The sequence below is a fragment of the Pseudonocardia wallangbongensis genome, assembly GCF_054486945.1.
Map to the genome: position 1 here is coordinate 449,225 of NZ_JBRERS010000001.1, position 24,189 is coordinate 473,413.

The 24,189-nt window shown below is 73.9% G+C and carries 25 protein-coding genes; 16 read left to right on the forward strand and 9 right to left on the reverse strand.

The features are described from left to right. Positions 1 to 16 precede the first annotated feature (16 nt). Positions 17 to 1,021, forward strand: a complete 1,005-nt coding sequence (locus ACU436_RS02215; protein WP_459021035.1) for a LacI family DNA-binding transcriptional regulator — start codon at positions 17 to 19, stop codon at positions 1,019 to 1,021. A 36-nt stretch (positions 1,022 to 1,057) separates the two neighbouring features. Here ACU436_RS02215 and ACU436_RS02220 read toward each other — a convergent pair whose 3' ends face one another. Continuing rightward, entirely contained in the window at positions 1,058 to 1,567 is a 510-nt protein-coding gene (locus tag ACU436_RS02220) for a hypothetical protein (protein WP_459021037.1), read from the reverse strand. Between the two features lie 120 nt (positions 1,568 to 1,687). Between ACU436_RS02220 and ACU436_RS02225 the strand changes: the two genes are divergently transcribed. Next, entirely contained in the window at positions 1,688 to 2,629 is a 942-nt protein-coding gene (locus ACU436_RS02225) for an aldo/keto reductase (RefSeq protein WP_459021039.1), read from the forward strand. A 6-nt stretch (positions 2,630 to 2,635) separates the two neighbouring features. Here ACU436_RS02225 and ACU436_RS02230 read toward each other — a convergent pair whose 3' ends face one another. Next, positions 2,636 to 3,598: a helix-turn-helix transcriptional regulator gene (locus ACU436_RS02230; RefSeq protein WP_459021041.1), complete on the reverse strand. Its 963-nt coding sequence runs from the start codon at positions 3,596 to 3,598 to the stop codon at positions 2,636 to 2,638. Positions 3,599 to 4,172: 574 nt separating this feature from the next. On the opposite strand from ACU436_RS02230, the gene ACU436_RS02235 reads away from it, so the two are divergent. Both ACU436_RS02235 and ACU436_RS02240 read left to right on the forward strand, forming a co-directional pair. Next, positions 4,173 to 4,325 (forward strand): hypothetical protein, encoded by a 153-nt coding sequence (locus ACU436_RS02235; RefSeq protein WP_459021043.1) that lies wholly within the window; start codon positions 4,173 to 4,175, stop codon positions 4,323 to 4,325. 78 nt (positions 4,326 to 4,403) lie between these two features. Continuing rightward, complete coding sequence (locus ACU436_RS02240; RefSeq protein ID WP_459021045.1) at positions 4,404 to 4,598, forward strand: hypothetical protein; 195 nt, start codon at positions 4,404 to 4,406, stop codon at positions 4,596 to 4,598. A gap of 130 nt (positions 4,599 to 4,728) precedes the next feature. Here the strand turns inward: ACU436_RS02240 and ACU436_RS02245 are convergent, their stop codons facing one another. Continuing rightward, on the reverse strand, positions 4,729 to 6,174 hold the full coding sequence (locus ACU436_RS02245; RefSeq protein WP_459021047.1) for a DUF2252 domain-containing protein: 1,446 nt from the start codon (positions 6,172 to 6,174) through the stop codon (positions 4,729 to 4,731). Between the two features lie 34 nt (positions 6,175 to 6,208). Then, a complete protein-coding gene (locus ACU436_RS02250) occupies positions 6,209 to 6,727 on the reverse strand; it encodes an NUDIX hydrolase (protein WP_459021049.1) in 519 nt (172 codons plus the stop codon). 215 nt (positions 6,728 to 6,942) lie between these two features. Between ACU436_RS02250 and ACU436_RS02255 the strand changes: the two genes are divergently transcribed. The 6 genes from ACU436_RS02255 to ACU436_RS02280 all read left to right on the forward strand — a co-directional run bounded on the left by ACU436_RS02255 (position 6,943) and on the right by ACU436_RS02280 (position 11,577). Beyond that, positions 6,943 to 7,443, forward strand: coding sequence for a DUF1269 domain-containing protein (locus ACU436_RS02255; protein ID WP_459021051.1), 501 nt, complete (start codon positions 6,943 to 6,945; stop codon positions 7,441 to 7,443). Positions 7,444 to 7,474: 31 nt separating this feature from the next. After that, positions 7,475 to 8,002, forward strand: coding sequence for a hypothetical protein (locus ACU436_RS02260; RefSeq protein WP_459021053.1), 528 nt, complete (start codon positions 7,475 to 7,477; stop codon positions 8,000 to 8,002). A 78-nt stretch (positions 8,003 to 8,080) separates the two neighbouring features. Next, entirely contained in the window at positions 8,081 to 9,256 is a 1,176-nt protein-coding gene (locus ACU436_RS02265) for an AI-2E family transporter (protein ID WP_459021054.1), read from the forward strand. A gap of 87 nt (positions 9,257 to 9,343) precedes the next feature. Next, positions 9,344 to 9,766 (forward strand): DUF7144 family membrane protein, encoded by a 423-nt coding sequence (locus tag ACU436_RS02270; RefSeq protein WP_459021056.1) that lies wholly within the window; start codon positions 9,344 to 9,346, stop codon positions 9,764 to 9,766. A gap of 55 nt (positions 9,767 to 9,821) precedes the next feature. Beyond that, entirely contained in the window at positions 9,822 to 11,213 is a 1,392-nt protein-coding gene (locus ACU436_RS02275; protein WP_459021058.1) for a diacylglycerol/lipid kinase family protein, read from the forward strand. A 58-nt stretch (positions 11,214 to 11,271) separates the two neighbouring features. Beyond that, on the forward strand, positions 11,272 to 11,577 hold the full coding sequence (locus ACU436_RS02280) for a DUF3040 domain-containing protein (protein WP_459021060.1): 306 nt from the start codon (positions 11,272 to 11,274) through the stop codon (positions 11,575 to 11,577). A gap of 8 nt (positions 11,578 to 11,585) precedes the next feature. Here ACU436_RS02280 and ACU436_RS02285 read toward each other — a convergent pair whose 3' ends face one another. Continuing rightward, a complete protein-coding gene (locus ACU436_RS02285; protein WP_459021062.1) occupies positions 11,586 to 12,128 on the reverse strand; it encodes a potassium channel family protein in 543 nt (180 codons plus the stop codon). A 178-nt stretch (positions 12,129 to 12,306) separates the two neighbouring features. Here ACU436_RS02285 and ACU436_RS02290 point away from each other — a divergent pair, with 178 nt between their 5' ends. From ACU436_RS02290 to ACU436_RS02300, 3 genes are read left to right on the forward strand one after another with little or no spacing between them, the layout of a single operon-like run. Next, positions 12,307 to 12,723, forward strand: a complete 417-nt coding sequence (locus ACU436_RS02290; protein ID WP_459021064.1) for an SHOCT domain-containing protein — start codon at positions 12,307 to 12,309, stop codon at positions 12,721 to 12,723. A 23-nt stretch (positions 12,724 to 12,746) separates the two neighbouring features. Beyond that, positions 12,747 to 13,514 carry a hypothetical protein gene (locus ACU436_RS02295; RefSeq protein ID WP_459021066.1) on the forward strand — a complete coding sequence of 256 codons (768 nt, stop codon included), beginning with the start codon at positions 12,747 to 12,749 and terminating at the stop codon, positions 13,512 to 13,514. Further along, a complete protein-coding gene (locus ACU436_RS02300; RefSeq protein ID WP_459021068.1) occupies positions 13,511 to 14,017 on the forward strand; it encodes an RDD family protein in 507 nt (168 codons plus the stop codon). Before ACU436_RS02295 ends, ACU436_RS02300 begins: the two co-directional genes overlap by 4 nt. Here the strand turns inward: ACU436_RS02300 and ACU436_RS02305 are convergent, their stop codons facing one another. The 3 genes from ACU436_RS02305 to ACU436_RS02315 form a co-directional block, all read right to left on the reverse strand. Continuing rightward, positions 14,018 to 14,263 (reverse strand): hypothetical protein, encoded by a 246-nt coding sequence (locus ACU436_RS02305; protein ID WP_459021070.1) that lies wholly within the window; start codon positions 14,261 to 14,263, stop codon positions 14,018 to 14,020. A 107-nt stretch (positions 14,264 to 14,370) separates the two neighbouring features. Next, on the reverse strand, positions 14,371 to 16,947 hold the full coding sequence (locus ACU436_RS02310) for a LuxR C-terminal-related transcriptional regulator (RefSeq protein WP_459021072.1): 2,577 nt from the start codon (positions 16,945 to 16,947) through the stop codon (positions 14,371 to 14,373). Between the two features lie 97 nt (positions 16,948 to 17,044). Beyond that, positions 17,045 to 19,678 carry a LuxR C-terminal-related transcriptional regulator gene (locus ACU436_RS02315; protein ID WP_459021074.1) on the reverse strand — a complete coding sequence of 878 codons (2,634 nt, stop codon included), beginning with the start codon at positions 19,676 to 19,678 and terminating at the stop codon, positions 17,045 to 17,047. A 75-nt stretch (positions 19,679 to 19,753) separates the two neighbouring features. Here ACU436_RS02315 and ACU436_RS02320 point away from each other — a divergent pair, with 75 nt between their 5' ends. Further along, on the forward strand, positions 19,754 to 19,963 hold the full coding sequence (locus tag ACU436_RS02320; RefSeq protein WP_459021075.1) for a hypothetical protein: 210 nt from the start codon (positions 19,754 to 19,756) through the stop codon (positions 19,961 to 19,963). 136 nt (positions 19,964 to 20,099) lie between these two features. Here the strand turns inward: ACU436_RS02320 and ACU436_RS02325 are convergent, their stop codons facing one another. Beyond that, positions 20,100 to 22,673 carry a helix-turn-helix transcriptional regulator gene (locus ACU436_RS02325; RefSeq protein WP_459021077.1) on the reverse strand — a complete coding sequence of 858 codons (2,574 nt, stop codon included), beginning with the start codon at positions 22,671 to 22,673 and terminating at the stop codon, positions 20,100 to 20,102. A 205-nt stretch (positions 22,674 to 22,878) separates the two neighbouring features. Between ACU436_RS02325 and ACU436_RS02330 the strand changes: the two genes are divergently transcribed. Continuing rightward, entirely contained in the window at positions 22,879 to 23,085 is a 207-nt protein-coding gene (locus ACU436_RS02330) for a hypothetical protein (RefSeq protein ID WP_459021079.1), read from the forward strand. Positions 23,086 to 23,182: 97 nt separating this feature from the next. Continuing rightward, entirely contained in the window at positions 23,183 to 24,178 is a 996-nt protein-coding gene (locus tag ACU436_RS02335; RefSeq protein WP_459021081.1) for a PPK2 family polyphosphate kinase, read from the forward strand. Positions 24,179 to 24,189: the final 11 nt, after the last annotated feature.

Genomic DNA, 24,189 nt, shown 5'->3' on the forward strand with positions numbered 1-24,189 from the left:
GGGTAGGCTCGCCGCCGTGCCCACCCTGGCCGATGTCGCGGGGCTGGCGGGCGTCTCGGTGTCGGCCGTGTCGCGGGTGCTGAGCGGAGACCCCTCGGTGCGGGTCAGCGACGCCACCCGGCAACGGATCTTCGACGCCGCGCGGGAGCTCAGGTACCGGCCCAACTTCGCCGGCCGCGCGCTGAAGTCGGCCCGCACGCGGGTGATCGGGCTGGTGGTGCCGGACCTGACGAACGCCCTGTTCACCGAGCTGATGCACGGCGCCGAGGACGAGGCGTCCGCGCACGAGTACACCCTCCTGCTCGGGCGTTCCGACGACGTGCGGCCGGGGGCCGAGGTGATCGCCCGGTTGATCGGCGAGGGCCGGGTCGACGGGATGGCCGTCCAGGTCGGCGACGGGGTGGACCCGACGGGGCTCGCCGAGCTCATGGCGTCCTCCGCCCCGATCGTGCTGATCAACTCCGCGGCCCCGGGCCACGTCGGATCGGTGGCGCTCGACGACGAGACGGGCGCCCGGATCGCCACCGAGCACGTCATCGGCCTCGGGCACGAACGCATCGCATTCGCCGGCGGCGTACCGCGCTCGTTCACCGCCAAGCGCCGCCGGGTGGGGTTCAAGAAGGCGATGGCCGACGCGGGACTGCCGGTGGCCAAGGGCCACGAGACCCGCCTCGGCTACCGGCCCGACGACGGCCGCGCCGCGCTGCGCCGGATGCTGGACCTGCGCCCGCGACCGACCGCGGTGGTCGTCGCGAACGTCAACGCGGCGATCGGGCTGCTGGCCGAGGCCAGGGCGGCGGGGGTGCGGGTGCCGGAGGACCTGTCCGTGGTCTGCGTGCACGACTCGTGGACCGCCGAGAACACGTGGCCGCCGCTCACCGCGGTGCGGATGCAGTTCTACACGCTCGGCCGCACGGCGATCACCGCGGTGATCCGGCGCGTCGAGGGTGGCGACAAGGCCGACGTGACGATCACGGACCCGCCCCCGGAGCTGGTCGTGCGCGAGTCCACCGCCCCGTAGCCGATTGCAGGGGGTGCCGTGCCGGGCCCGGCACGATCACGAGCTCCGGCCGGCCCACGAGCCGTAGGCCGGCGGCACGCCGCCGGCCGCGGCCGCGGCGTAGGCCGCCTCGATCACGGCCGTGGTGTGCAGGACGTCCTCGACCGAGGTGGGCAGCGTCGCCACCGAGCCCTCGAGGTAGCGCTGCAGCACGCCCATCGAGCCGATGAACGCGTCGGGGAACCAGGACCCGGTGAACGGAACCTGCCGCCAGTCGGGGTCGCCGTCGAGCCGGCACTCCAGCAGGTCGGGGCCGCCCGTCGGGTAGTCGAGCAGCAGCCCCATCTGGGCGCGGACGGCCCCGTGAGTGCCCTCCCACTGGATGTAGCTCTCCTCGTGGCGGGGGCCGAAGCGGTGGTCGTGGTTGGTCGAGACGACCGCCCGCAGCGGGCGGTCGGCATAGTGCAGGATCACGTCGGTCCGGGTGCCCGACAGCGTCTTCTCCGGGTGCCCCACCGTGACGGCCGAGACCCCGCTCGGGTCGCCGACGAACGACGATCGCCGCAACCGGGTAGGCCGCCTTGGCGTACGCGGGCAGGTGCGCGTCGCGGACGAACGGGAAGAAGCGAGGAGGGTTGGTCAATCGTTTGCTCACGGCAGGAGGTGATCGTGCGGCACGATGAGGCCGTGATCGATCCGAACCCAGTGCCCACCGGCCGGATCCCCGGCGTCCACCGCGACATCTCGCGCCTCGTCATGGGCTGCGACAACCAGCGCACGCCCGAGCACGCGGCCGCGATGTTCGACGACTTCCTCGCCCGCGGGGGCAACGCCTTCGACACCGCCCACCACTACGCCGACGGGCTGATGGAGAAGCTCCTCGGCCAGTGGATCGCCGACCGCGGCGTCCGCGACGAGGTCGTCGTGATCGGGAAGGGCGCCCACACCCCGAACTGCGACCCGCCGTCGATCACCAGCCAGCTCGTCGAGAGCCTCGAGCGCCTGCAGACCGATCACGTCGACATCTACTTCATGCACCGCGACAACCCCGAGGTGCCCGTCGGGGAGTTCGTGGACGTGCTCGACGCACACGTCACGGCCGGCCGCATCGGGGCCTTCGGCGGCTCCAACTGGACGACCGCACGGGTCGACGAGGCCAACGCGTACGCGGCGGCCCGCGGCAAGCGCGGCTTCGCCGCCGTCAGCAACCACTTCGGGCTGGCACATGCCCTCGACGTGCCGTGGGAGGGTTGCGTGCACGTCACCGACGATGCCGGGCGGGAGTGGTTCGAACGCACCGGGACACCGCTCTTCCCGTGGTCGTCGCAGGCGCGCGGGTTCTTCGCCGGCCGCGCGGCGCCGGCAGACCGCTCCGACCCCGAGCTCGTCCGGTGCTTCTACAGCGACGGCAACTTCGAACGCCTCACCCGGGCCCGGACGCTCGGGGAGGAGCTGGACGTCGCGCCCACCGCCATCGCCCTGGCCTACGTCCTCGCACAGCGCTTCCCGACGTTCGCCCTCATCGGGCCGCGCTCGGTCGAGGAGACCCGTTCGTCGATGAACGCGTCTACGGTCCGGCTCACGGCGGAGCAGGTGGCCTGGCTCGACCTGCGGCTCGACCCGGCCTGACCCCCGTCAGCCGTACAGGTCCTGGGCGGGGGTGCGGCCGAACTCGCGCCGGTAGCTCGCCGCGAACCGGCCGTGGTGGGCGAAGCCCCACCGGGTGGCGACCGCGGCGACCGTCGTCCCGGCCCCGGGATCCGCCGCCCGCAGCTCCTGCTGGGCCCGCCGCAGGCGCACCAGCCGCAGGTAGGCCATCGGCGTCGTCTCGAGGTGGCGGCGGAAGGCGTCCTGCATCGCACGCGGGGAGAGCCGGGCCGCGTGGGCGATCTCCGTCAGCCCGATCGGGTCGGCCGCGTAGTCGTCGATGAACGCCGTGGCGCGGCGCACCGCGCCGGGTCCGCTGCCGCTCCCGGGCGGGGTGCGGTCGGCGGACATCGTGACGTTCGGGAACGTCTCCAGCGCGGTGGCCGCCAGCAACCGCATCGTCTGCGCGTGGATCAGCGGGCTGCCGTAGACCACATCGTTGCGGCAGAAGTCGTGGGTGATGTACCGGACCAGCGCCTGCCAGTTCGCGGCCCGCGCGGGCGACACGGCCCGCGCCAGCGAGAACCGCACCGGCCCGCCCCCCGCGATCTCCCCGGCGACGCGCTCGACGATGCCCAGGTCGAGCTTGACCAGCCCGGCCCGGAAGTCCTCCCAGCGGATCCGCATCGGCGCGGCCGGATCCAGGACGAACGGCTCGCCGTGGCCGGGGGTCAGCTCCTCACGCCCCGACGACATCCGCAGCCGTCCCTCGAACACCTGCCCCATCAGCAGGAACCCGAACGGCTCGGTGTCCACCTGGCAGTTCATCGAGTGCTCGTAGCGGGCCACGAAGAACCGGCCACCGTCGGTGAGGTGGTGGCGGAACCGGAAGCGCTCGACACTGCCGTCGAGGTGCACGGCGTGGTCGACGTAGGTGGCGCGCAGGTAGTCGTGCGCCTCGTCGGGATCGGTGGTGTCGACGCTCACGCGGCGGGGCCCGTCCGGATACACGCTCTCCACCCCCGACGTGCGGCAGAAGGTCTGGGCCCGCCGACACTAGGACCGCTCCCCGCACCGCCACAGGGCCGTTCGGGCGTCGCGGGTTCACCCTCCGCGGTGGGCTGCCCGCCATGTCCACCGAGCGCCGGTGGCTGTCCACTTCGCGCCGCCGTGGACCGTCACGTTGCGTTGCCGCGGAGCCGCGGGATAGGTAGGTACCGATCCACCGTCCATCGAGGAGCCGCCGATGTGCACAGGCCTCGGACGGCCGGTCGCCTCCTCGCGGCCGGGCTCCGATGTGCCGGATCAGTCGGCCGTGCCGGGCCGCCTGATCGACTCGTGGGGCGGCGGCCACACCGATGGTGGATGGTGGATCAGGAACTGGCGGCGCGGGTGCGGGGCGGGCTCATCGGGCGCGCGGGTCACAAGCCCGACCCTCCGCCCGCGCTGCCGGACCTGGCCGAGCTGAGGCCGAACCCGACCGCTTCCGAACGCCGCGCGAGACGAGTCATCCGTCCCGGATGAGGAGACGCGGCCCGGGATGCGCGACCTTCGACCATCGAACCGCGCAGTGGGGGAGAGGGTCATGATCGCAGAGTTCCTCCTGACCGGACTGCTGCTCCCCCTGATCCTCATCGCCGTCACGGTCGGGCTGGAGCGGGTGGAGGAGGACCTGGACAAGGTCGCTCCGCGGCGGCCCCCGCATCAACCGGCCGCCGACGAGCGCGAGGAAGGCTGAACGGGGCCCGTCGTGCGACCGGAGCACCCGAGGCGGGAGCGGCACCTACGGGTCCAGCCCGAACCCGATGCGGGTCCGGTGACCCTGCAGGGCGGGGAGACGTCCGTGTTCACCGAAGCGGTCGTGCGCGCGGGGTGGTCGATGCGGCTGCACGCGCTGCTCGGGGAGGAGGTGGCGCGGGCGGTCCGAGCCGACATCCTCACCGTCGCCGAGGCCGAGGTCCTGCTCGCCCGCCTGGCGGTGGTGATCGACCAGGCCGTCGGGGACCACTAGTGGCGGTGACCCCATCCGTTCGCCGGGAGCCGCGGAACGAGCGGCACTTCCGCACGCTGAGTGCGTACGAAAGTGCCGACGCACACCACGGTCTCGCAACGATCATGCCCCGGCGCTCGTGGACACCCCACTAGACGCCGGGCTCCGCCCGGACGCGGCCCGCCGCGATCGCCTCCAGCAAGGTGGCGTGGTCGTGCTCGTTGCGGTCCGCGTAGGCCTGCGCGAAGTCCGCGACCGCGTCCGAGAACGTCGGTGCCGACCCGAGGTAGGCGGCTATCGCGATGCGGTCGCCGGTGCGCGCGTGCGCGCGGGCGAGGGTCCAGCCGCAGAGCCGGGCGTAGATGCGCATCCCGGCGGGGACCATCTCCTCGACGTCCATCGAGCCCTTCCAGTCGCGCAGCTGGCGGACGTAGAAGTCGCGTTCCTGCCCGTCGATGCCGGACACGCGCTGCCACCCCAGCAGGATGTCGCCGACGGCCTGCATCAGCCGCTGGCCCACGACCACCCGCTCGCCGTGGTTGGACTGCTCCGACGCGCCGAGGAACGGCTCCAGAACCGAGGTGCCGGCCTCCTTCGCCTGCAGGAACAGCGGGTCGTCGGCGTCGCGGCCCAGCATGAGGATCATGTAGGACCGGGTCCCGACGCTGCCGACGCCCACGACCTTCCGGGCGACGTCGACGTGCCGGTACTGGTCGTACAGCGCCCGCCGCTCGGGCGGCAGGCTCGCGCGGTACCCGCGGAGCAGGCCGTCGATGGCCTGCTCCAGGTCGGTCCGCGCCGCGACGTCCGGGAACAGGTCGCGCACCGGCACGACGAGCGGTGGATCCGCGATCAGCCGCACCCCTCCGCCCTCGGAGCGCGCGAACCGGCGCAACGCACCCATGTTGTCGCGGGTGCGCGCCTTCGCCAGCCCGCGGTCGACGCGCCGGCGCCGGCGCCCGCGCAGATCGCCGTCGAACCGCCGGAGGACCCCCTCGACCTCCGCGTTCGCGTACCAGACCTGGAGCGTGGGCATGTCGGCGAAGGCGCGCATCGCGCGTTGGTACTCGCGCGTGGCGGCGCGCAGGATCCGCTGCCGGTCGCGGTCGGCGAAACCGCTGTCGCGCCCGGCCACCTCGAGGCTGGTGACGAGCCGCTTGACGTCCCATTCCCACGGGCCGGGCAGCGTCTCGTCGAAGTCGTTGATGTCGAACACCATCCGGCGTTCGGGGGAGGCGAAGAACCCGAAGTTGGACAGGTGCGCGTCACCGCAGATCTGCGCCCCGATGCCCGAGACCGGGGTCCGGACCAGGTCGTGGGCCATGAGGGCGGCCGCACCGCGGTAGAACGCGAACGGCGAGGCGGCCATCCGCCCGTAGCGGATCGGCACGAGCTCGGGTACGCGCGCGGCGTCCTGTGCGCCCAGGACGTCGACGGGGTCCCGGTGGCCGGCGTCGAGGCCGCCCCGATCGTGCGCGGAGCGCGGCGCCCCGGTCCGGGCGCGGCGGCCGCGCTCGACACACTCGGCCACGCCCTTCCCGGCGTGCGTGCGCGGACGAGCCGCCGGCGTGATGGTGGTGGTCGGCGTGGTGGTCATGGGGTCCTCCAGGTTCTGCGACCGCGGATGCCGCTCACGCCAGGCGCGGCGCGGCGTCGGCGCGGAGGGCGTCGTCGATCCAGAAGCGGACCGGCGGCGGGATGTCCAGGTCTCGGAGGTGCCGGGGCGCGACCCATTCGGCATCGGACGTCTCCCGCCCGTCGGCGGTGGGCACCCCGCTGACGCCGCGGCCCCGCAGGACCACCACGAACTGCTGGCGCACGCTGCCGTCGACGGCACGCACGACGTGTTCCGGATCTGTGTAGAGGCCGACGAGGCCGGTGATCCGCACGTGCACCCCGGACTCCTCGGCGGTCTCGCGCACGGCGGTCCCCTCGGCGCTCTCCCCGACGTCGACGCGGCCGCCCGGCAGCTCCCACGATCCGCTGTCGCGCCGGCGGACGAGCAGCAACTGGCCCAGCGGACTGCGGACGGCGACGAACACGGACGGCACGACCGCGGTCGCAGCCGGCGCGCACGGATCGTGGAAGTGGACGCTGCGCGCACCGCACGGGTCGGCCCGAGCCTCGTCGTCGAAGGCCGTCGTGTCCATACCGCCTCCCGTCGGGCCCGGCGCGCCGCCGAGCGTCGGACGGCACCGCCGGTTGCGCATCGCCCGCACCGGGTGAGGGGCGACCCGCGGCCCGGGAGGTCACGAAGAACCGGCGTCATACCGGCTCGATCACCCAGCGAGGGTGATGCCGATGCCGGGCAGCCGCCCGGACAGTCGCCGGCGCACACGGATGGCTCCAACGGGAAGGCAGGCAGATGGCGACGTTGACGGTGTGGCGGTTCGACACGGCTGACGGTGCGCAGAGCGCACTCAGCACGCTCGAGCGCCTGCAGAAGGAAGAGCTGATCGACGTCGTCGATGCGGCCGTCGTGTCGTGGCCCGAAGGGCGCAAGAAGCCGCGGACCGAGCAGCTCCACAGCCTCGTCGGGGCGGGTGCGCTCGGCGGGAGCTTCTGGGGCCTGCTGTTCGGCCTGATCTTCTTCGTACCGCTCCTCGGCCTGGCCGTCGGTGCGGCCATGGGCGCGCTGACCGGCTCGATGGCCGACGTCGGCATCGACGACGGCTTCATCCGGCGCGTCCGGGAACAGGTCACGCCGGGTACCTCCGCGCTGTTCGCGCTGACCACCAACGCCGTCACCGACCGGGTCCTCGAGAACTTCAAGGGCACCCGCGCCGAGCTCATCTCGACGAACCTGTCGGCCGAGCAGGAGGCGAAGCTGCGCGAGGCGTTCGAGGAGGCCGAGCTGAAGGCATGAGGGCACACCCCGACATACGAGGAGGAGCACGATGACGATCGGTCCGGTGCAGCTGCTGGTGCTCGGGTTCGCCCGCCCGGATTTCGAGGGGGAGGTCCTGGCCGAGCTGGAGCGCCTGCGCGACGACGACATGGTCCGCGTGATCGACGCGCTCGCCGTCTACAAGGCCGTCGGTGGCCAGGTGAGCGTGTTGAAGGAGAGCCAGCTCAGCAGCGAGGAGATGGCCGAGTTCGGGGCGGTGGTGGGTGCCCTGATCGGGATCGGAGCCGGCGTCGGAGCCGAGGCCGGGGCGCAGGCCGGGTTGCTGCGGGTCGCGGAGCAGGGCGGCGTGTTCGGCGCGGAGACCTGGGATGCGCTGGCCGCCATCCCCGAGGAGACGGCCGCGGCGCTGCTCCTGCTCGAGCACCGGTGGGCGATCCCGCTGCGGAACGCGGTCAGCCGGGCACACGGGGTGCGGTTGGCGTCGAACTTCGTCAGCCCGCTCGAGCTCGTCGAGGTCGGCCTGGTCGCGGCCCACGAGGCGGACGCCCTGGCCGCGATGCCCGTCAACGCCCTCTGATGCGGGGAAGGCCCCCCGGCGGGCCGGTCACCACCTTCGGGTGAGCCCGCCCGCCGGTCCCGGGCCTAGCTTGCCGCCATGACAGCTCCGCACGACCACCCGGAGAGCCCGCCGACCAACGGCCGGGCCGACGCCCTGACGGTGCGCCCCGCCCTCCCCCGCGGGGTCGTGGTCCTCCTGGGCATGGCGGCGGCGGTCATCACCGCCGCGGGGCTGCGGTCCATCGCCTGGCTGATCGGGCCGGCGTTCCTCGCCCTCATCATCGTGATCGCGGTCGCGCCGGTGCAGCGGTGGTTCCAGCGGAAGGGCTGGCCGCGATGGGCCATCACGATCGTGCTGGTGCTCGCGGTGTACGGGGTCGTCGTGGCACTCGCCCTGACCATCATCGTCTCCATCGCGCGGCTGGCCACGACCCTGCCGGAGTACGCCGGGCAGAGCCAGGCCCTGGCCCAGTCGGGTGCGGGCCTGCTCGCGCGGTTCGGGGTCGGCCCGGGCGAGCTGCAGCACATCGTGCAGTCGCTGGACATCGGGAAGCTGGCCGGGCTGCTCGGCACCTTCCTCAGCAGCGTCGCCGGGCTGGCCGGCAACCTCGTATTCATCCTGGCGCTGCTGCTCTTCCTGAGCATCGAGACCGGGGACGCGGGAGCCCGGATCCGGCTCATCGCGAAGGACCGGCCGGCCGTCGGCGGGGCGCTGACGGGCTTCGCCCACGGCACCCGGCAGTACCTGGTCGTGACGACCGTGTTCGGCCTGATCGTTGCGGTGCTCGACACGGTCGCGCTCGCCCTCATCGGGATCCCGCTCGCCGTCACCTGGGGCCTGCTGTCGTTCGTCACCAACTACATCCCGAACATCGGGTTCCTGCTCGGGGTGATCCCGCCCGCGCTCCTCGGGCTGCTGGTGGGCGGCCCGAAGATGATGGTGCTGGTCATCGTGGTGTACTGCGTCCTCAACTTCGTCGTGCAGTCGCTGATCCAACCCCGCTTCATCGGGGACGCGGTCGGCCTCTCGGTGACGGTCACGTTCCTCGCCCTGGCGTTCTGGGCCTGGCTGATCGGACCGCTCGGGGCGATCCTGGCCATCCCGCTCACGCTGCTCGCCAAGGCCCTGCTCGTCGACATCGACCCGGGTGCGAGGTGGGCGGACGCACTGCTCCGGGCCGACGCGTCCGATACGGACGGCTCGCCTACCGCCCCGGCCACCGCACTCCCGTTGGACTCCCAGCTGCCGCGCCCCGAGCGCGCTCCGGGTTGAGCGGCCGCCCTTCACCCGTTACGGGCGACGCCCGCACCGGCGCCCGCGGCGAGGATCGCCGCTTCGAATTCGCCATGAGGAGGACCGATGAGTACCGAGATCCCGTCCCGGCCCGTCGGCGCCACGGAGGACGCGTCCCCGTGGGCCACCGGCCTCAGCCTGTTCGCCGCGGCGCTCATGATGGTGGCCGGCGTGTGGCAGATCCTCGCCGGGATCGCCGCCCTGTTCCGGGACACCGTCTACGTCTCCACGCCGGAGTACGTGTACGCGTTCGACCTCACGGCGTGGGGCTGGGTCCACCTGCTGATGGGGATCCTCGTCCTCCTCGCGGGTGTCGGGGTCATCCGCGGTCAGACATGGGCGCGGATGACCGGCATCGTGCTGGCCTGCCTCAGCCTGATCGCCAACTTCCTGTTCATCCCGCACTACCCGGTCTGGTCGCTGGTGATCATCGCCCTCGACGTCGCGGTGATCTGGGCACTGGCCACCTCCCGGCGCGAGGTGCTGTGAGCCGGGGATAGCGGGGTCCGCCACGAGCGGCAGCAGCCGAGCCGAGGAGCAGGCCATGTCCGAGATGATCCGGCCGTCCCCGGCTCGGCGGGTCGCCGCCGCCGGGGCCCTGCTGGCCCTGGCCGGCGCGATCGTCGCGGCCGCGCTCGCCGCCTTCCGCAACGTCGGGCTGCTGGTGCTGACCGCGGCACTCGTGACGCTCGCCGTCGTCGCCGCGTGGACCGCCCTGGTGAACCGCGGTTCGCGCCGGCTGGTCGCCGCGGCACTGGCGGGCGCCGCGCTGCTCGCCACGGTGGCGCTGCTCGTGTTCGCCGTGCTCGGGCTCGACGCCGCGGCGATCGGCCGGATCGCACTCGTCGTGGTGCTGGCCGTCGGGTCCGTGGCGGCGGCGAGGTACGCGTTGGCAGACGCGTTCACGGGGAGCCGGGCGGGGTGGCCGGTCGGGCCTGCGCGCACCGGTGTGCTGTTCATGAACCCCCGCTCGGGTGGCGGCAAGGTCGACCGCTTCGACCTGGAGAGCGAGGCCCTGCGCCGCGGTGTCCGGCCCGTCCGGCTGCACACCGGGGACGACCTGCGGGTGCTCGCCGAACGAGCGGTCGCCGACGGCGCCGACGTCATCGGGATGGCGGGAGGCGACGGCTCGCAGGCGCTGGTCGCGGACGTGGCGCACCGCCACGACGTGGCCTTCGTGTGCGTCCCGGCCGGCACGCGCAACCACTTCGCACTCGACCTGGGGCTCGACCGCGTCGACGTCGCTCGTGCGCTCGACGCGTACGGCGAGGCGATCGAGCGGCGGGTCGACCTCGCCCAGCTGGGCGACCGGATCTTCGTCAACAACGCGTCCCTCGGGGTGTACGCCACGGTCGTCCAGTCCGCGGCCTACCGGGACGCGAAGCTCGCGACCACCGCACAGATGCTGCCCGACCTGCTCGGACCCGGCGCCAAGCGGTTCGACCTCCGGTTCGACCGGCCCGACGGCCAGGCCGCGACCTCCGCCGACATGCTCCTCGTGTCCAACGACGTCTACCGCCTCGACAGCATGAGCGGGTTCGGCACCCGACCGCGGATCGACGGCGGCCTGCTCGGGGTGGTCACCGTGACCGTGGACCGGGCGCGGGACATCCCGGCGCTCGTCACGGCCGAGGCGACGGGGCGGATCCGCCGGTTCCGCGGCTACCGGGCGTGGAGCGTGGCCGAGTTCGTCGTCGACTCCGCGGAACCCGCGATCGACGTCGGCGTCGACGGCGAGGCGCTGTCCCTCCCCCCGCCCCTGCGGTTCCGCTCGCTTCCCGCTGCCCTGCGGGTCCGGACGCCGACGGATGCCGCGGGCCTCTCCCCCGCCGCGGCCGCACCGCCGAAGCTCGGCGAGGCCGTTCCGGCCCTGCTGCGGGTGCTCGGCGGCAGACCGGCCCGAGAGCGGCAGCCCGACGTCACCCCGCCGGGATGAAGACGGTTCGTCGGCGGGGGCCGACGCTCGGCACTGCTGGGCGGTGAGGAGGTGTGCCATGCCGGTCGGAGCAGGTGGTGAGGCGCTGCGTCGCATCGAAGCGGCACTGGCCGCGGACGACCCCAGGTTGGTCGAGTCGTTCCGTAGGTGGCGCGAGCCGCCGGGCCGGGTTCCCGGCGACGGGGGGTTCACGTCCTTCGGCCGCTTCACGGGCCTCGTGCCGCTGCTCGGCCTCGCCGCGATGGCCGTCGGGCCGTTCGGCACCCTCACGGTCCTGCTGATCTGGGGTGTGCTGTGGCTGTCGCTCAACCGGGCACGCAGGACCGATCCCCACGAGCGGGGGGACGGGCCGATCACGGTGTAGCGGCGGCCTCAGGTGCGCGGCCGCTCGTCCTCGTCCTGGCTCGAGGCCTTGCGGTCGACCCCCCGCTGCACGGCACCGAACAGCAGCCGGGCCACGACGCCCACCACGACCAGCCCCACCACCATCTGGGCCATGGTGATGACGCGTGTCTGGTCGGTGAGCGGCGTGATGTCGCCGAACCCCACCGTGGCGAACACGGTCATCGTGAAGTACAGGGCACCGGTCCGGTTCAGCGGTTCGGTGAAGCTCCCCGGCTCGTTGTGCGAGATGAGCAGGTAGACCTCCGCGAAGAGCAGCAGCAGCAGCGGCAGCCCCAGGGCGATGGTCTCGGCCGCGCGCAGCCGCGGGGTCTCCGAGACGGTGATCGCCCGCACCTGCCACGCGATCGCCACCCCCAGCGCGCTGAGGCCGACCACGAGCCAGAGCCCGATCCGCACGTCGAAGACCCGATCGAGCGGGGCGAGGTAGTACACGGCCACCATCGACGCGACGGTCAGCACCGTCCGGAGCAGGCTGACCACCAGCTGCCGTGATCCCGGCCTCTGTCGCATCGTCGCTCACCGTCCTCCCGCCAGGCGCGGCCGACTCTCCGGGCGTGGCCGCGCCCGCGGACCACCCGCCGGAGGCGAAAGCGCCACCGGTTCCTCCGTCACGGGTGAGGCCGGACGCGGCCCCGCGGGGCAGGGTTGCGGAACCATCCGCGGCTCTCGACTCCACGAGGTGATCACGATGCCGCTGCTCGACCTCATCTGGACGATGCTGGTGATCTTCGGGTTCGTGCTGTGGTTCTGGCTCCTCTTCGTCGTCTTCGGCGATGTGATCCGCCGGGACGACATCTCCGGGTGGGGCAAGACCGCCTGGCTGCTGTTCATGATCGTGCTGCCGTTCATCGGCGTCTTCGCCTACCTCATCGCCCAAGGCCGGTCCATGGCCGAACGGCGAGGCGACGAGGCCGCGGCCCACCGTGCCCGCTTCGAGCAGGACGTCCGGCACATCGCCGGCGACGGGAACCGGCCGACGGACCAGATCGTGCAGGCGAAGCAGCTCCTCGACTCGGGCGCCATCACGCACGAGGAGTACGAGCAGCTCAAGCGCAAGGCACTGGGGACCTCGCCGGGCACGGCGACCATGGCGCCGTCACCGTGAGCTGACGCCGACGAGGAGGCGACGTGGACCCGGTGGCGCGCGACCGGAATGCCGGAGTCGCGGCGACCGTGGCCGACGCCGGGATGGGAGCCGCGCTCTGGGCGTGGCACCTCACCCGGCCGGCCAGGGACCTCACGGGTTCCGCGGCGGCGACGCTGGCGGCCACGGTCCTCCGGTTCGCCCCGCCCGACGTGCTGGCGGCGCTCACCGACCGCGGGCGGACCGGCCGGGCCAGGATCGAGCAGCTCGCCGAGACGCTGCTCCGGCTCGCCGTCCGCCACGTCGTCGCCGCGATCGTCGAGACCGTCGACCTCACGGAGCTCGTTCGCCGGCACGTCGACCTGGACGCGGTCGCCGCCGGGATCGACCTCGACGCCGCCGTCGCGCGCGTCGACATCGACGCCGCCGCGGCCCGGCTGGACCTCGACGCGGTCGTCGCACGCGTCGACATCGAGGCGGTCGTGCGCCGCGTCGACCTCGACGCGGTGGCCAGGCGCATCGACCTCGACGCGCTCGCCGCGAGGATCGACCCGGACCCGGTGGTCGCGCGGGTCGACCTCGACACCATCCTCGCCCGGGTGGACGTCGTCGGGATCGCCCGCGAGGTGATCGACGCGATCGACCTGCCGGAGATCGTCCGGAACTCGACCGGCACCCTCACGTCGGACACGATCCGCACCGTCCGGCGCGAGGCGATGCAGGCCGACGACGTCGTCGGCGGGTTGTTCGACCGGCTGCTGCACCGCCAGGTGCCGCGCGCACCGGTGCAGCGGGCATCGGCGCCGTCGTGAGCCCGCGCTCGACGTCCGCGGTGCGGGTCGACGACGTCGCCGGGATCGTCACGCGAGCGGTGGCCGCCGTCATCGACCTGTTCGTCGTCATGGCGATGCTGGGCGGCCTGCTGCTCGTCGTGGCGGGGCTGCGTTTCGCCTGGTCACCCGTGTCGTTCCACTGGCCCGCGCCGTCGTGGGCGCACTCGCTGGGGATCGGCGCGTTGTTCGCCGCCGCCTACCTGGCCGCGGCCTGGTCCACGAGCGGCCGCACGATCGGCGCCGGGGTCCTCGGGCTGCGCGTGCTGTCCGGGCGGGGCGCGCGGCTGGACTGGTCACGGGCGACCGTACGCGCGGTCTTCTGCGTGGTCTTCCCGCTCGGCCTGCTGTGGGCGGCGGTGAGCAGGCACCGCCGCTCCGTCCAGGACGTCGTGCTGCGCACGGTCGTCGTCTACGACTGGAGCGACGACGCCGGCATGCACCGCCCCGCAGCACCCGGGTTCGGCATGTCCGGCCGCGCCTGATCAGGTCCCGGGCCGGGACGTCTGCTCGTCGACGTACCGGTCGCCGGACGTCTGCCGCACCGAGACGACCTCGAGGCCGAGCGACTGGATCAGCGTCAGCACCTCCTGCACACCGCCCTCCTCGGCGACGTCGCCCGAGAGCACCGTCGCCGCGGGGACCTCGCGCACCTCCATCCCGCCGAATGCGCTGCGTGCCCGTGCCGACAGCCGTCCGGTGATCCGGAACTCGTAGTGTCGCTCCGCCACAGCGTTCCTCCCCTCGGGGTCCCGCCCGGCTCCTGCGCGTCCGATTCCTGTGGCCCACCGTGTCGTCCCCCGGGCCAGGTCGTGTCACCCCGTTGAGGTGAAGTGGTTCAGGGGAAGAGGTCGAGTTCCTGTGCGCGACGGATGGCGTCGCGGCGCGTGGAGACGCCGAGCTTCGCGTAGATCGAGCGGATGTGGCTCTTCACCGTGTTCACCGACACCATGAGCTCGTCGGCGATCTCCCGCGCCGAGAGCAGCGACGGGAGCAGCGTGAGAACGGCCAGCTCCCGTTCGCTCAGGGCGGCGGGGACGTCGACCCGAGCCCGCGACAGCGCGGCCGCGACCCGCCCCGCGAACCGCGCGTCCGTCCCGGCCGGGGGATCGGATACCAGCAGGCCCCGGGTCATGGCACCGGCCAGCAGGAACGGGCGGACGACCCCGAAGGCCGCTCCCCCGGCGAACGCCGCTGCGAGCTCCACCCGTGCCGTGCCCAGGTCGCCCTGCCGGAGCGCCGCCTCCGTCCGCACGAGATGCACCTCGACCGGCGTGTACGGGACCAGCGCGCCGAGGGAGCCGTCGGCGAGGGCGCCCACCGCGGTGCGCGCCGCGTCGAACCGGCCGGCCTGCAGGTGCGCCCACGCGTCCATCAGCAGCAGCTCTCCGACCTTCCCGACCCGCCGCGCGAGCCACTCGGCGGTCTCCGCGGCCGGCCCCGGCCCGCGCTGCGCGAGCACCGCCCGGTGCTCGAGGACGGCGAGCGCGGCCAGCAGCGGGGCCGGTGCGTCGACATCGTCGAACTCGACCAGCCACCTCCCGCCGCCGCGGGCGTGTTCTCCCAGATCCGCGCAGGCCGCGCGGTGCACCACGCGGAGAGCGACCTCGGTCCGCGGGGCGAGGGCCGCCTCGGTTGCCAGCACGTCCTCCGTACGCGCCAGGGCGGCCGCGGCGTCGCCCGCGAGCAGGTCGCCGTAGGCGATCAGGGCGGCCGGGCCTGCCGTCCGGTCCGCGGGGCGCTCGCCCTCGCTCTCCCCCTCGGCCGCGGCGAGTGCCGCGGAGGCCGCGGCCGTCATCGCGCCGTACCCGCCCCGGGCCGCCTCGAAGGCGGCGAGCATCGACAGCGTCCGCACCTCGAAGTACGGGAAGCCGTGTTCGCGGGCCAGCCGCGCGGCCTCGTCGAGGCGCGTGCGGACGGCGACGCCGGCCTGGACGCCGATCACCGGGTCGATCACGGCGGCCTCGCTCATCCGCCGGAGCGCCTCCAGCTCCGGCGGGACGGAGACCGGCGGGTCGGACGGCGGATCCTGCGCCCGACCGGTCACGAGCCGCTCCACGCTCGCACGCAGGACGTCGAGCACGGGGTCGGTGTCCCGGGGCCATCCCCGGACGGCCCGGGCCAATGCCTCGGCCGCGGCCGAGCGCGCGTTCTCCGCGTCGTGCAGCAGTGCCGCGACGAGCGACGGCCACGGGTCGGTCGTGCGGGTCGCGGGTCCGCACGCGTCGAGGGCCCGGCGCACGGCCGCCAGCCGGCCGGTCGCGATGAGCCGGACGCCGCTCTCGCGCAGGATGTCGAGGACCGGCTCGGGCTCGCCGGTCCGCTCGGCGTGGCGGAGGGCGTGCTCGGGCTCGTCGGCCGCGAGCCACCACCGTGCGGCAGCGGTGTCGGCTCGCCGGTGGAGCGCCGGGAAATGCCGTTCCAGCTCCGTGACGAGGTAGGTCCGCAGGAGGGTGTGCATGCGATAGGTCCGCGGTTCGGCGAGCTCGACCAGCGCGGTGACCCGGGTGAGCTCGTCGAGCATGCGCTCGGCGTCCGCACGTCCCGTCAGCGCCACGGCCAGCCCGGCGGGGAGCTGCGTGCAGACCGAGCAGGTGCGGAGGAACTGCCGGACCTCGTCGGGCAGCACCGCCATCACCTCGTCCGTGAGGTAACCGGCGACCGAGCTCTCGTTGCCCGAGAACTGCGCGATGAACGCCTGTGGGTCGTCCCGGCCGCGCAGGGCCAGCACGGCCAGCCGGAGGCCGGCCGCCCATCCCCCGGTCCTGGCCTGCAGGACCGCGACCTGCTCGGGGGCGATGTCGATCCCGGACGCGTGCAGCAGGGCGGCCGTCGCGCCGACGTCGAAGCGCAGGTCCTCCGCACGCAGCTCGTGCACGCGGCCTTCGAGCCGCATCCGCGGCAGCGGGAGCGGGGGGTCCATCCGGCCCGAGAGCACCAGGCACAGCCCCCGGGGGCGGCGCCGGACGAGCCGGGCGAGGTCGCGCAGCGCCTCCGGGTCCGTCAGCTCGTGGACGTCGTCGAGGACGACCCTGATCGCCGGGCGCGTGGCGTCGACCCCCGCCGCCAGCTCGTCGATCAGGTTCCGCCCCGGGAGATCCCCCCTGCCGGGCGAACCGATCTCGTGCAGGGGGCTGTCCGCCGGCAGGCCGGGAACCGCCCGCAGCGCCGCGAGCAGCGCGGCCCGCAGGCGTGGCGCGTCGTCGCCTGCATCGACGGAGACCCAGGCCGACGGCGGAGCATGGGGGCTTCGCAGCCAGTCGGCCAGGAGGGCCGTCTTGCCGTAACCGGGCGGTGCTGTCACGACCACGAGCTCCCCTGCACCGACCCGGTCCAGCCGCCTCAGCAGGTGGGGGCGCGGGGTGAAGCCCGTGGGCAGGTTCGGAACGGCGATCTTGCCGCCCGGGATCCGCATCGGCCACCACCCCCTCCACGACAGTTGAGGATCAGGCGGCGCGGGTGATACGGCGTCCTTCTACGCGGGTGAGTTCGCACCGGTGGGTTCGCGCTGCTCAGAGCAGGCCCAGCGATCGGGCCCGGCCCACGGCCTCCCGCCGGTTCGTCACGTCGAGCTTGCGGTACAGGGCCCGTTCATGGGTTTTCACGGTGTTGACCGAGACGTAGAGCGCCGCCGCGATCTCGGCGTTCGACATCGTGCTCGCGAGGTACCGCAGGACGGTCCGCTCCCGCTCGGTCAGCGGGTCGACCGCCGACGGGTCGGGAACAGCGACCGCCGCCCCGGAGAGCCGTCCGAGCACGTCGACCGCGAAGGCCGGCACGACCGTGCCCTTCTCCAGGCGTCGCTCGAGGATCGGGCGCAGGTCGACCGCCTCGGTCAGGAAGGGGCGGCGCAGGAACCACGGAGCGGCAGCGGCGAGGGCCTCCTCGAGCCGGTCCAGCGCCGTCTCCACGTCCTCGGACGCGAGGGCCAGCGCCGTGTCGAGCAGCGAGGCGTCGACCGTCCCGCGGGGGTGCTGGTCGGGCTTCACCCCGGCCCGGGCGGCCACCGCGGCCGGCACGTCGTCCAGCTGCATCCGCAGGCGTGCGGTGGCGAGCACCGTGGCGGTGGAGCTCGCCGGCCCCAGCCGGTCGAGGGTGGCGCGGGCCTGGTGCGGATCGCCGAGGCCCACCAGCAGGCCGGCCTCGGCCAGCCACCACCGCTCCCGCATCCTCAGCGGCAGCTTGCCGATGTCGATCTCCGATGCGGTCGCGCGGAGGCCGGAGAGCGCCCGCTCCCGATCCCCTGCCGACCGGCGCCGCGCCGCGAGGAGGAGCGCGGCCTCGGCCCGGACGTGCGGTTCCGCGGCGACGGACTCGACCGCTGCCGTGCGACCGAGCCAGTCGTCGAAGTCCTCCGGATGCACCCGGTCCAGCGCGACGTGCGCCATCGTCAGGTACGCGCCCACCACCTGCGGGGCGTGGTCGAGACCGGCTTCCGCTGCCGCCTTGACGACCTCGAGGGCTTCGCTCTGGGCCGGACCGAGCTCGCCCCGTTCGCACCGCACGAGGCTCAGGTAGGCCGCCGCGTTCAGCTGCGAGAGCGGCCGGGGCTCGAGCCCGACGGACACGGCGGCCCCGAGGTCGCGCTCGGCCGATTCGAGATCGGCCGCCAGCAGCGCGGCCATGCCCAGGAAGTTCTTCACGAGCACGGGGACGATCTCGGCCCGCCCGAGGCCGAGACCGGCCAACGTGACGGGATCCAGCGGCACGGACCGGTGGAGCGCGACCGCCTCCGCCCAGTCGCCCCTGATCCGCGCCAACGCGCCCGCGGTCAGGTCGAGGAGGATGCGGGCGCGGGCACCGCGGCGCTCGGACACGGCACCGAGCCGCGCGCGGCCGCTCGCGACCAGCTCGGCCACCTCGGTGGCGTCACCGCGCACGATGCGCGCCGCCGCGAGGCCGCACGCGAGCTCCGGGTGCGTGGCCAGGGTGGTGCGAGGCACCCGGGCGAGCACCCGCTCCAGCTCCCGGGCCCGTCCACCGAGGGCCAGCACCACGAGGTACTGGCCCACCAGGGCCGCCGCCAGCGGCCAGAGCTCCCCGTCGACTGCCGACCGGATCGCGTCGACGGGCATGTCGCTGCGCTGGAACCACTCGGCCGCCCGCCTCCGCAGGTCCCGGCGCTCGCTGCGGGGCACCGGTCGCGCCTGGAGGATGTCGGCGATCAGCCGATGCAGGTGGTACCAGCGTCCCGGCCGGTCCACGGCCTGCACGAACAGGTGCGACGCCGCGAGCTCGGTGAGCAGGGCGGCGCTGTCGCGTCGTCCGGTCAGCGCGTCGGCGAGATCCGCGCAGACGAGGTCGACAGCGCTGATCTTCTCCAGGAACCGCACCAGCTCGGGGGGCTGCTGGGCGAGCACCTCCGCGACCAGGTACCCGGCCACGCTGTGATCGTCCCCGGAGAACTCCGCGACGGCCGCTTCGACGTCCGGCTGCCCCTGCAGGTGCAGCGCGACCAGGCGCAGCCCCGCCGGCCAGCCCTCGGTGCGCTCGACCAACCGGCCCACCTGCGATGCGGCGAGGTCGACGTGCAGCAGGGCGAAGAGCTCCGCTGCCTCGCCCACCCGGAAGGTGAGGTCCTGCGCACGCACCTCGGCGAGCAGGCCCGCCAACCGCAGGCGGGAGAGCGGCCACGGCGGGTCCCGACGGGTCAGGACGAGCAGCGACAGGTTGGGCGGTGGTCGCTCGACGAGCCTCACCAGCCCGTCGTGCACCGCCGGCGAGGTCACCTCGTGCAGGTTGTCGAGCACGAGGACGACCGGCCGGGCGGCGAGGAGCAGCGCCGCCGCCACCGCGCCGGGCATGTCGTCGACGGCATCCCCGCCGGTCGCCAGCGGGCGCAGGGCCGCACCCGCCGCCGGCCCCGCCACCGACGCGAGCGCGCCCGCCACGGTGTGCCAGAAGCCCGCGGCGTCGTCGCCGGCGTCCAGCCGCACCCACGCGGATGGCCGCCCGCCCGCGCCCGCCGCGACCCACGAGGCCGCCAGCAGCGTCTTCCCCCAGCCCGCGGTGGCGGCGACCACGGTCACGGGGTACCGCACCCCGTTGTCGAGCAGCTCGAGCAGACGGGGACGCGCCACGACGTGACTGGCCACGGGCGCCGCGAACTTCGCCGGCCCGCCCGGCCCGCCGGGGGCGTTCCTCATCCTCGGCGGAGGTACCCGGCTCACCCCGGTACCCGCCACCATCGGATCCCGTCCCGTCTGGTGGAGGAGGCACGTGTGAGTTTCGAGTGCGCGTTCCGAGTGCAGGGCAGGCTGACCCCGGACGTCCTCGCGGCCCTGGAGCCGCTCCGCTCGGCGCGCGCGGTCACGGAGACGGAGCTGCGTGGCGTCGTGGCCGACCAGGCCGCGCTCCACGGGCTGCTCGCGCGCTTCGACGCACTCGGGGTGGAGATCGTCGAGTTCATCCGGCTCCCAACACCTCAGTGAAGGTCCGGCCGGTGCACCCCGGGTTCCGCGACGCCACCCGCCGGTCCCTGCCGGTGCGCGGAGCCGCCAGGACTTCAAGCGAACCGAGGATGCTACCGAGGGGTCTCCCCGGTCTCCATCGCCCGTTCGGCCGGACTCACCGCAGCAGGCCTCGCTCGTGGGCGGCGAGAACGGCGGTACGCCGGGTGCCGGCGCCGAGCTTGTCGTAGATCGACCGGACGTGGCTCTTGACGGTGTTGACCGAGACCGCGAGGTCGTCGGCGATCTCGTCGAGGTTGAAGAGGGACGGCAACCGGGTCAGCACGTCGCGCTCGCGGGCGGTCAGCACGACGGCCGCGGAGAGCACCTCGGGCTGCGGCGCCGAAAGCACCCGTGCCGCGAAGCGGGCGCGTTCGTCCTCGCCCACGAGCTCGTCGACGAGCAGCGCCCGCACCGCCGCCGGCGCGAGCATGAACGGGCGGACCACGTCGAGGGGCCGGGCCCGGTCCAGCGCGGCGCGCAGCGCCTGCCGGGCGGTCACGCGGTCGCCGCCTTCCAGCGCCGCGTTCGCCGTCACGAGCCACGCCTCCACCACCGTGGGGGGGCACGCCGTACGCACGGAGGGCCGCAGCAACGGCCCGACGGTCGCACGCGCGGCGCGGAACGCTCCGGCGGCCGACTCCACCCACGCCCGCATGAGGAGCCGCTCCGCCCGGGCCCCCGGCCGGCCGGCGAGCCAGCTCGTCGCGCCTGCGGCCGCGGTGGCGTAGCCGAGCCGGAGCGCGATCCGGTGCTCGAGCAGCGCCGACGCCGCCGCGAGCGCCGTGGGGACGTCGTGCTCGGTCACGTCGGCGAGCGCCTGCTGCAGTTCGAGCAGGCCGGCTGCCTTCTCCCCCCGGTCGAACTGCGCGCCCGCGTGGGCGGTGTGCAGGGCGAAGCGGATCACCGGGTCGAGGTCGGCGGGTGCGGTGCGCAGGCCTGCATCGGCCGCGTCCAGGGCGGCGAGGGGGTAGGCGCGCTCCAGCGCGGCAAGACCGGCGACCGCGTACGCACCGGCCGCCCAGCCCGTGCCGCCCCAGCCACCGTCCCGCGCCGCGGCCGTCGCAGCCGCGGCCGTTTCCTCCGCCTCCCGCAGGTCACCGAGCGCCCAGGCGATCGCGCCGAGCGCACACAGGCACTGCACCGCGAGGAAGGGCAGCTCGAGGCGCCGCGCGCCGTCGAGGGCCTCCTCCAGGTCGGTCCGCCCCGCCGCGAGCGAGCCGCTCGCGGCGCGCGCCACCCCGCGGCCCGCGAGGACCAGCGCGCGCAGCGACCGGTCCTGGGGCTCGGGCTCCGCGGCCGGCCCGCCGGAGCCGAGCCCGGCGAGCCGCTCGACCGCGACGAGCAGCGCGGCGAGGTCGGGATCCGGGTCCGGTTCGAGGGCGCGGGCGTGCCGGACGGCCTCCGCGACCGCACGGCGATCTCCGCGCTCGAGGTCCGCGCACGCGTTCACCGCGGCCCGCCAGGCCGCGGTGAACGGATCGTCACCGAGGGCCGCCAGCGCGGCGTGCAGCGCGGCGTGCTCACCGCGGGCCACGAGCGTTCCCGCGCGGCGACGCAGCAGATCGGTGACGAGCGCCCGGTCGCCGGCCTGGCCGGCATGCCGGAGCGCCTGCCCGGGGCTTCCCCACCGGTCCCACCACTGCGCGGCCCGCCGGTGGATGGCCGCGACGCGCGCCTCCCCGCCTCGGTGCAGGTCCCCGAGGAGGTGGGAGCGGAGCAGCTCCTGGATGCGGTAGTCGCCCCGGTCCGCTCCGGTGGCCGTCACGAGCCCGAGGTCCCGGCAGAGCGCGTCGAGGATGTCGGCGGCATCCTCCCGATCGCACAGCTCGACGGCCAGCGCTGCCGGCACGGGGTCGGCGATGCTCGTCCGTCGCAGGACCTCCCGCTGCGCGTCGCCGAGCCCGGCGAGGATCTCACCGACCAGGTAGTCCGAGACGGATCGTTCGTCCCCGGAGAACGCCGCGATGAACCGGCCGGGATCCGGGTGGTCCCGCAGCGATCGCTGCGCCAGCCGCAGGCCGGCCACCCAGCCTCCGGTACGCGCGTGCAGCACGTCGTGGTGGCGGGGGTCGAGCCGCACACCGCCCTTCTCGAACAGCGCCGCCGTCTCCTGCGACGAGAACCGCAGCTGCTCGGCACGCAGCTCGCAGAGCTCGTCGCCGAGCCGGAGCCGGGCCAGCGGCAGCGACGGGTCCATGCGGCTCGCGAGGACCAGGTGCACCCCCGGAACGTGACCGCGCACGAGCACCCGGAGGTCCTCCAGCACCGGGGCCGACCGGAGGTGGTGGGCGTCGTCGAGGATCAGCCGGAGCGGCCGCGGCAGCGCCGCGAGGGCGGCGAGCAGGTCGTCGAGGAAATCGCGCTCGACGGTCGTCCGCGACACGACCAGCCGGTGCAGCCTGTTCGACGGCGGCACGGCCGGGCAGCCCTGCAGCGCCGCGAGCACCGCGCCCCAGAACAGCCGCGGGTCCTCGTCCTCCTCGTCGAGCGACACCCACGCCGCCGGGATCTCCGGGCATCGCTTCACCCATTCCGCGAGCAGGAGCGACTTGCCGAAGCCCGGCGGGGCGCACACCAGCGTGAGGGCCCGGTCCGCGCCCCCGTCGAGCGCCCGGCGGAGCGCTGGACGCGGGACGAGGTCACGCGGCAGCGCAGGGGGCGTCGTCTTGAACTCGGCGATGCTCCACATCGGTTCCCCTACCCGGTCGCCGGGTCCACACTCCCGCCGACCACCCCTCGGGGACGGACCGGTCGTCCGCCGACGGACGAGCGTCGCGCGGTGCGGGATGACACCGCCTCCTCCCGGGAGGAGGAGTCGGCGTCATCCCGTGCGGGCGATGCCGCCGGCTCGGGGGACCGCGAGGATCCGAGCGAATCCGCCGGACGGAGGTGTCATGGGCTCGAAGATGTACGAGTTCCGGGTCGATGGGCGCCTGCCGGAACAGGAGCGCGAGGCGTTCGCGGATCTGAGCGTCGAGGAGGTGCCGGCCGGGCTCGTCCTGCGCGGCGAGGTCATCGACGAGTCCCACCTGCACGGGATCATCGCCCGCTTCCGGACGCATGGGCTGATCATCGTCTCGGCGCTGCCGGTCCACGAGTGACGGTCCGCGCCGTTCACCCTCTCCGAACGAGGCCGAACCCGCCTCGGCGGGACACGGTGCTGGCGCGCAGCGGTCCGCGGCGGGAGTGGGGTGCAGGATGTCGGACGAACGAGCGGCACGGATCGCCGAGTTCATCGAACCGCTCCGGGTACGGCCGGGCCACAAGGTGCGCCTCGCGCACGACTTCGACCCGGGGTACCGGTCGGACCGGGTGCGGAAGAAGAAGGACGGGGTGGAGCTGCTGCGGACGGGCATCACCCTGCTCGCCGACTACCAGTCCCGGTTGGCCGCCCAGAGCACCCACGGCGTGCTCGTGTGCCTGCAAGCCCTCGACGCGGGCGGCAAGGACGGCACGATCCGCCACGTCATGAGCGGCGTGAACCCACAGGGCGTGCACGTCAGCAGCTTCAAGGTCCCCTCCTCGCGGGAGTTGGACCACGACTACCTGTGGCGCTACGCCTACCGCCTCCCGGCGCGGGGGGACATCACGATCTTCAACCGGTCGCACTACGAGGAGGTCCTCGTGGTCCGGGTCCACCCGGAGAACCTCGACCGGCAACGGGTGCCCGCATCGGCCCGCGACGGGATCTGGAAACGCCGCTACCGCGAGATCAACGACTGGGAACGCTACCTCGTCGACAACGGCTTCCGCGTGGTCAAGCTGTTCCTGAACCTGTCCCAGGAGGAGCAGCGGATCCGGTTCCTCAAGCGGATCGACGTCCCGGAGCGCAACTGGAAGTTCTCGGCGGCCGACGTTCGGGAACGCGCGCGCTGGGACGACTACCAGAAGGCCTTCTCGAAGATGCTCTCCGCGACGAGCACGACGTGGGCGCCGTGGTACGTGATCCCGGCCGACCGCAAGTGGTTCGCCCGCATCTGCGCGGGCGCCGTGATCGCCCACACCCTCATCGAGATCGATCCGCAGTACCCGTCCGTGAGCGACGAGGCCAGGCGGGACCTCCAGCTCGTCCGTCGCGACCTCGAGGCCGAGGCTCCCGAGGGAGCCGTCGCGGACCCGTACCTGGCCGAGCACGACGGCCGGGCCACGAACGGCGCCAAGTCGTCCAAGAAGAAGCGCAAGGCGCACGTCTAGTGTCTCGACCG

Bases quoted from the DNA above. Each gene is read 5' to 3' on its own strand.
- ACU436_RS02310 (WP_459021072.1), bottom strand. From the start codon at position 16,947: ATGCGGATCCCGGGCGGCAAGATCGCCGTTCCGAACCTGCCCACGGGC.
- ACU436_RS02270 (WP_459021056.1), top strand. From the start codon at position 9,344: ATGAGTACCGAGATCCCGTCCCGGCCCGTCGGCGCCACGGAGGACGCG.
- ACU436_RS02235 (WP_459021043.1), top strand. From the start codon at position 4,173: ATGATCGCAGAGTTCCTCCTGACCGGACTGCTGCTCCCCCTGATCCTC.
- ACU436_RS02330 (WP_459021079.1), top strand. From the start codon at position 22,879: ATGGGCTCGAAGATGTACGAGTTCCGGGTCGATGGGCGCCTGCCGGAA.
- ACU436_RS02280 (WP_459021060.1), top strand. From the start codon at position 11,272: ATGCCGGTCGGAGCAGGTGGTGAGGCGCTGCGTCGCATCGAAGCGGCA.
- ACU436_RS02285 (WP_459021062.1), bottom strand. From the start codon at position 12,128: ATGCGACAGAGGCCGGGATCACGGCAGCTGGTGGTCAGCCTGCTCCGG.
- ACU436_RS02245 (WP_459021047.1), bottom strand. From the start codon at position 6,174: ATGACCACCACGCCGACCACCACCATCACGCCGGCGGCTCGTCCGCGC.
- ACU436_RS02315 (WP_459021074.1), bottom strand. From the start codon at position 19,678: ATGAGGAACGCCCCCGGCGGGCCGGGCGGGCCGGCGAAGTTCGCGGCG.
- ACU436_RS02250 (WP_459021049.1), bottom strand. From the start codon at position 6,727: ATGGACACGACGGCCTTCGACGACGAGGCTCGGGCCGACCCGTGCGGT.
- ACU436_RS02275 (WP_459021058.1), top strand. From the start codon at position 9,822: ATGTCCGAGATGATCCGGCCGTCCCCGGCTCGGCGGGTCGCCGCCGCC.
- ACU436_RS02290 (WP_459021064.1), top strand. From the start codon at position 12,307: ATGCCGCTGCTCGACCTCATCTGGACGATGCTGGTGATCTTCGGGTTC.
- ACU436_RS02260 (WP_459021053.1), top strand. From the start codon at position 7,475: ATGACGATCGGTCCGGTGCAGCTGCTGGTGCTCGGGTTCGCCCGCCCG.
- ACU436_RS02335 (WP_459021081.1), top strand. From the start codon at position 23,183: ATGTCGGACGAACGAGCGGCACGGATCGCCGAGTTCATCGAACCGCTC.
- ACU436_RS02265 (WP_459021054.1), top strand. From the start codon at position 8,081: ATGACAGCTCCGCACGACCACCCGGAGAGCCCGCCGACCAACGGCCGG.
- ACU436_RS02325 (WP_459021077.1), bottom strand. From the start codon at position 22,673: ATGTGGAGCATCGCCGAGTTCAAGACGACGCCCCCTGCGCTGCCGCGT.
- ACU436_RS02255 (WP_459021051.1), top strand. From the start codon at position 6,943: ATGGCGACGTTGACGGTGTGGCGGTTCGACACGGCTGACGGTGCGCAG.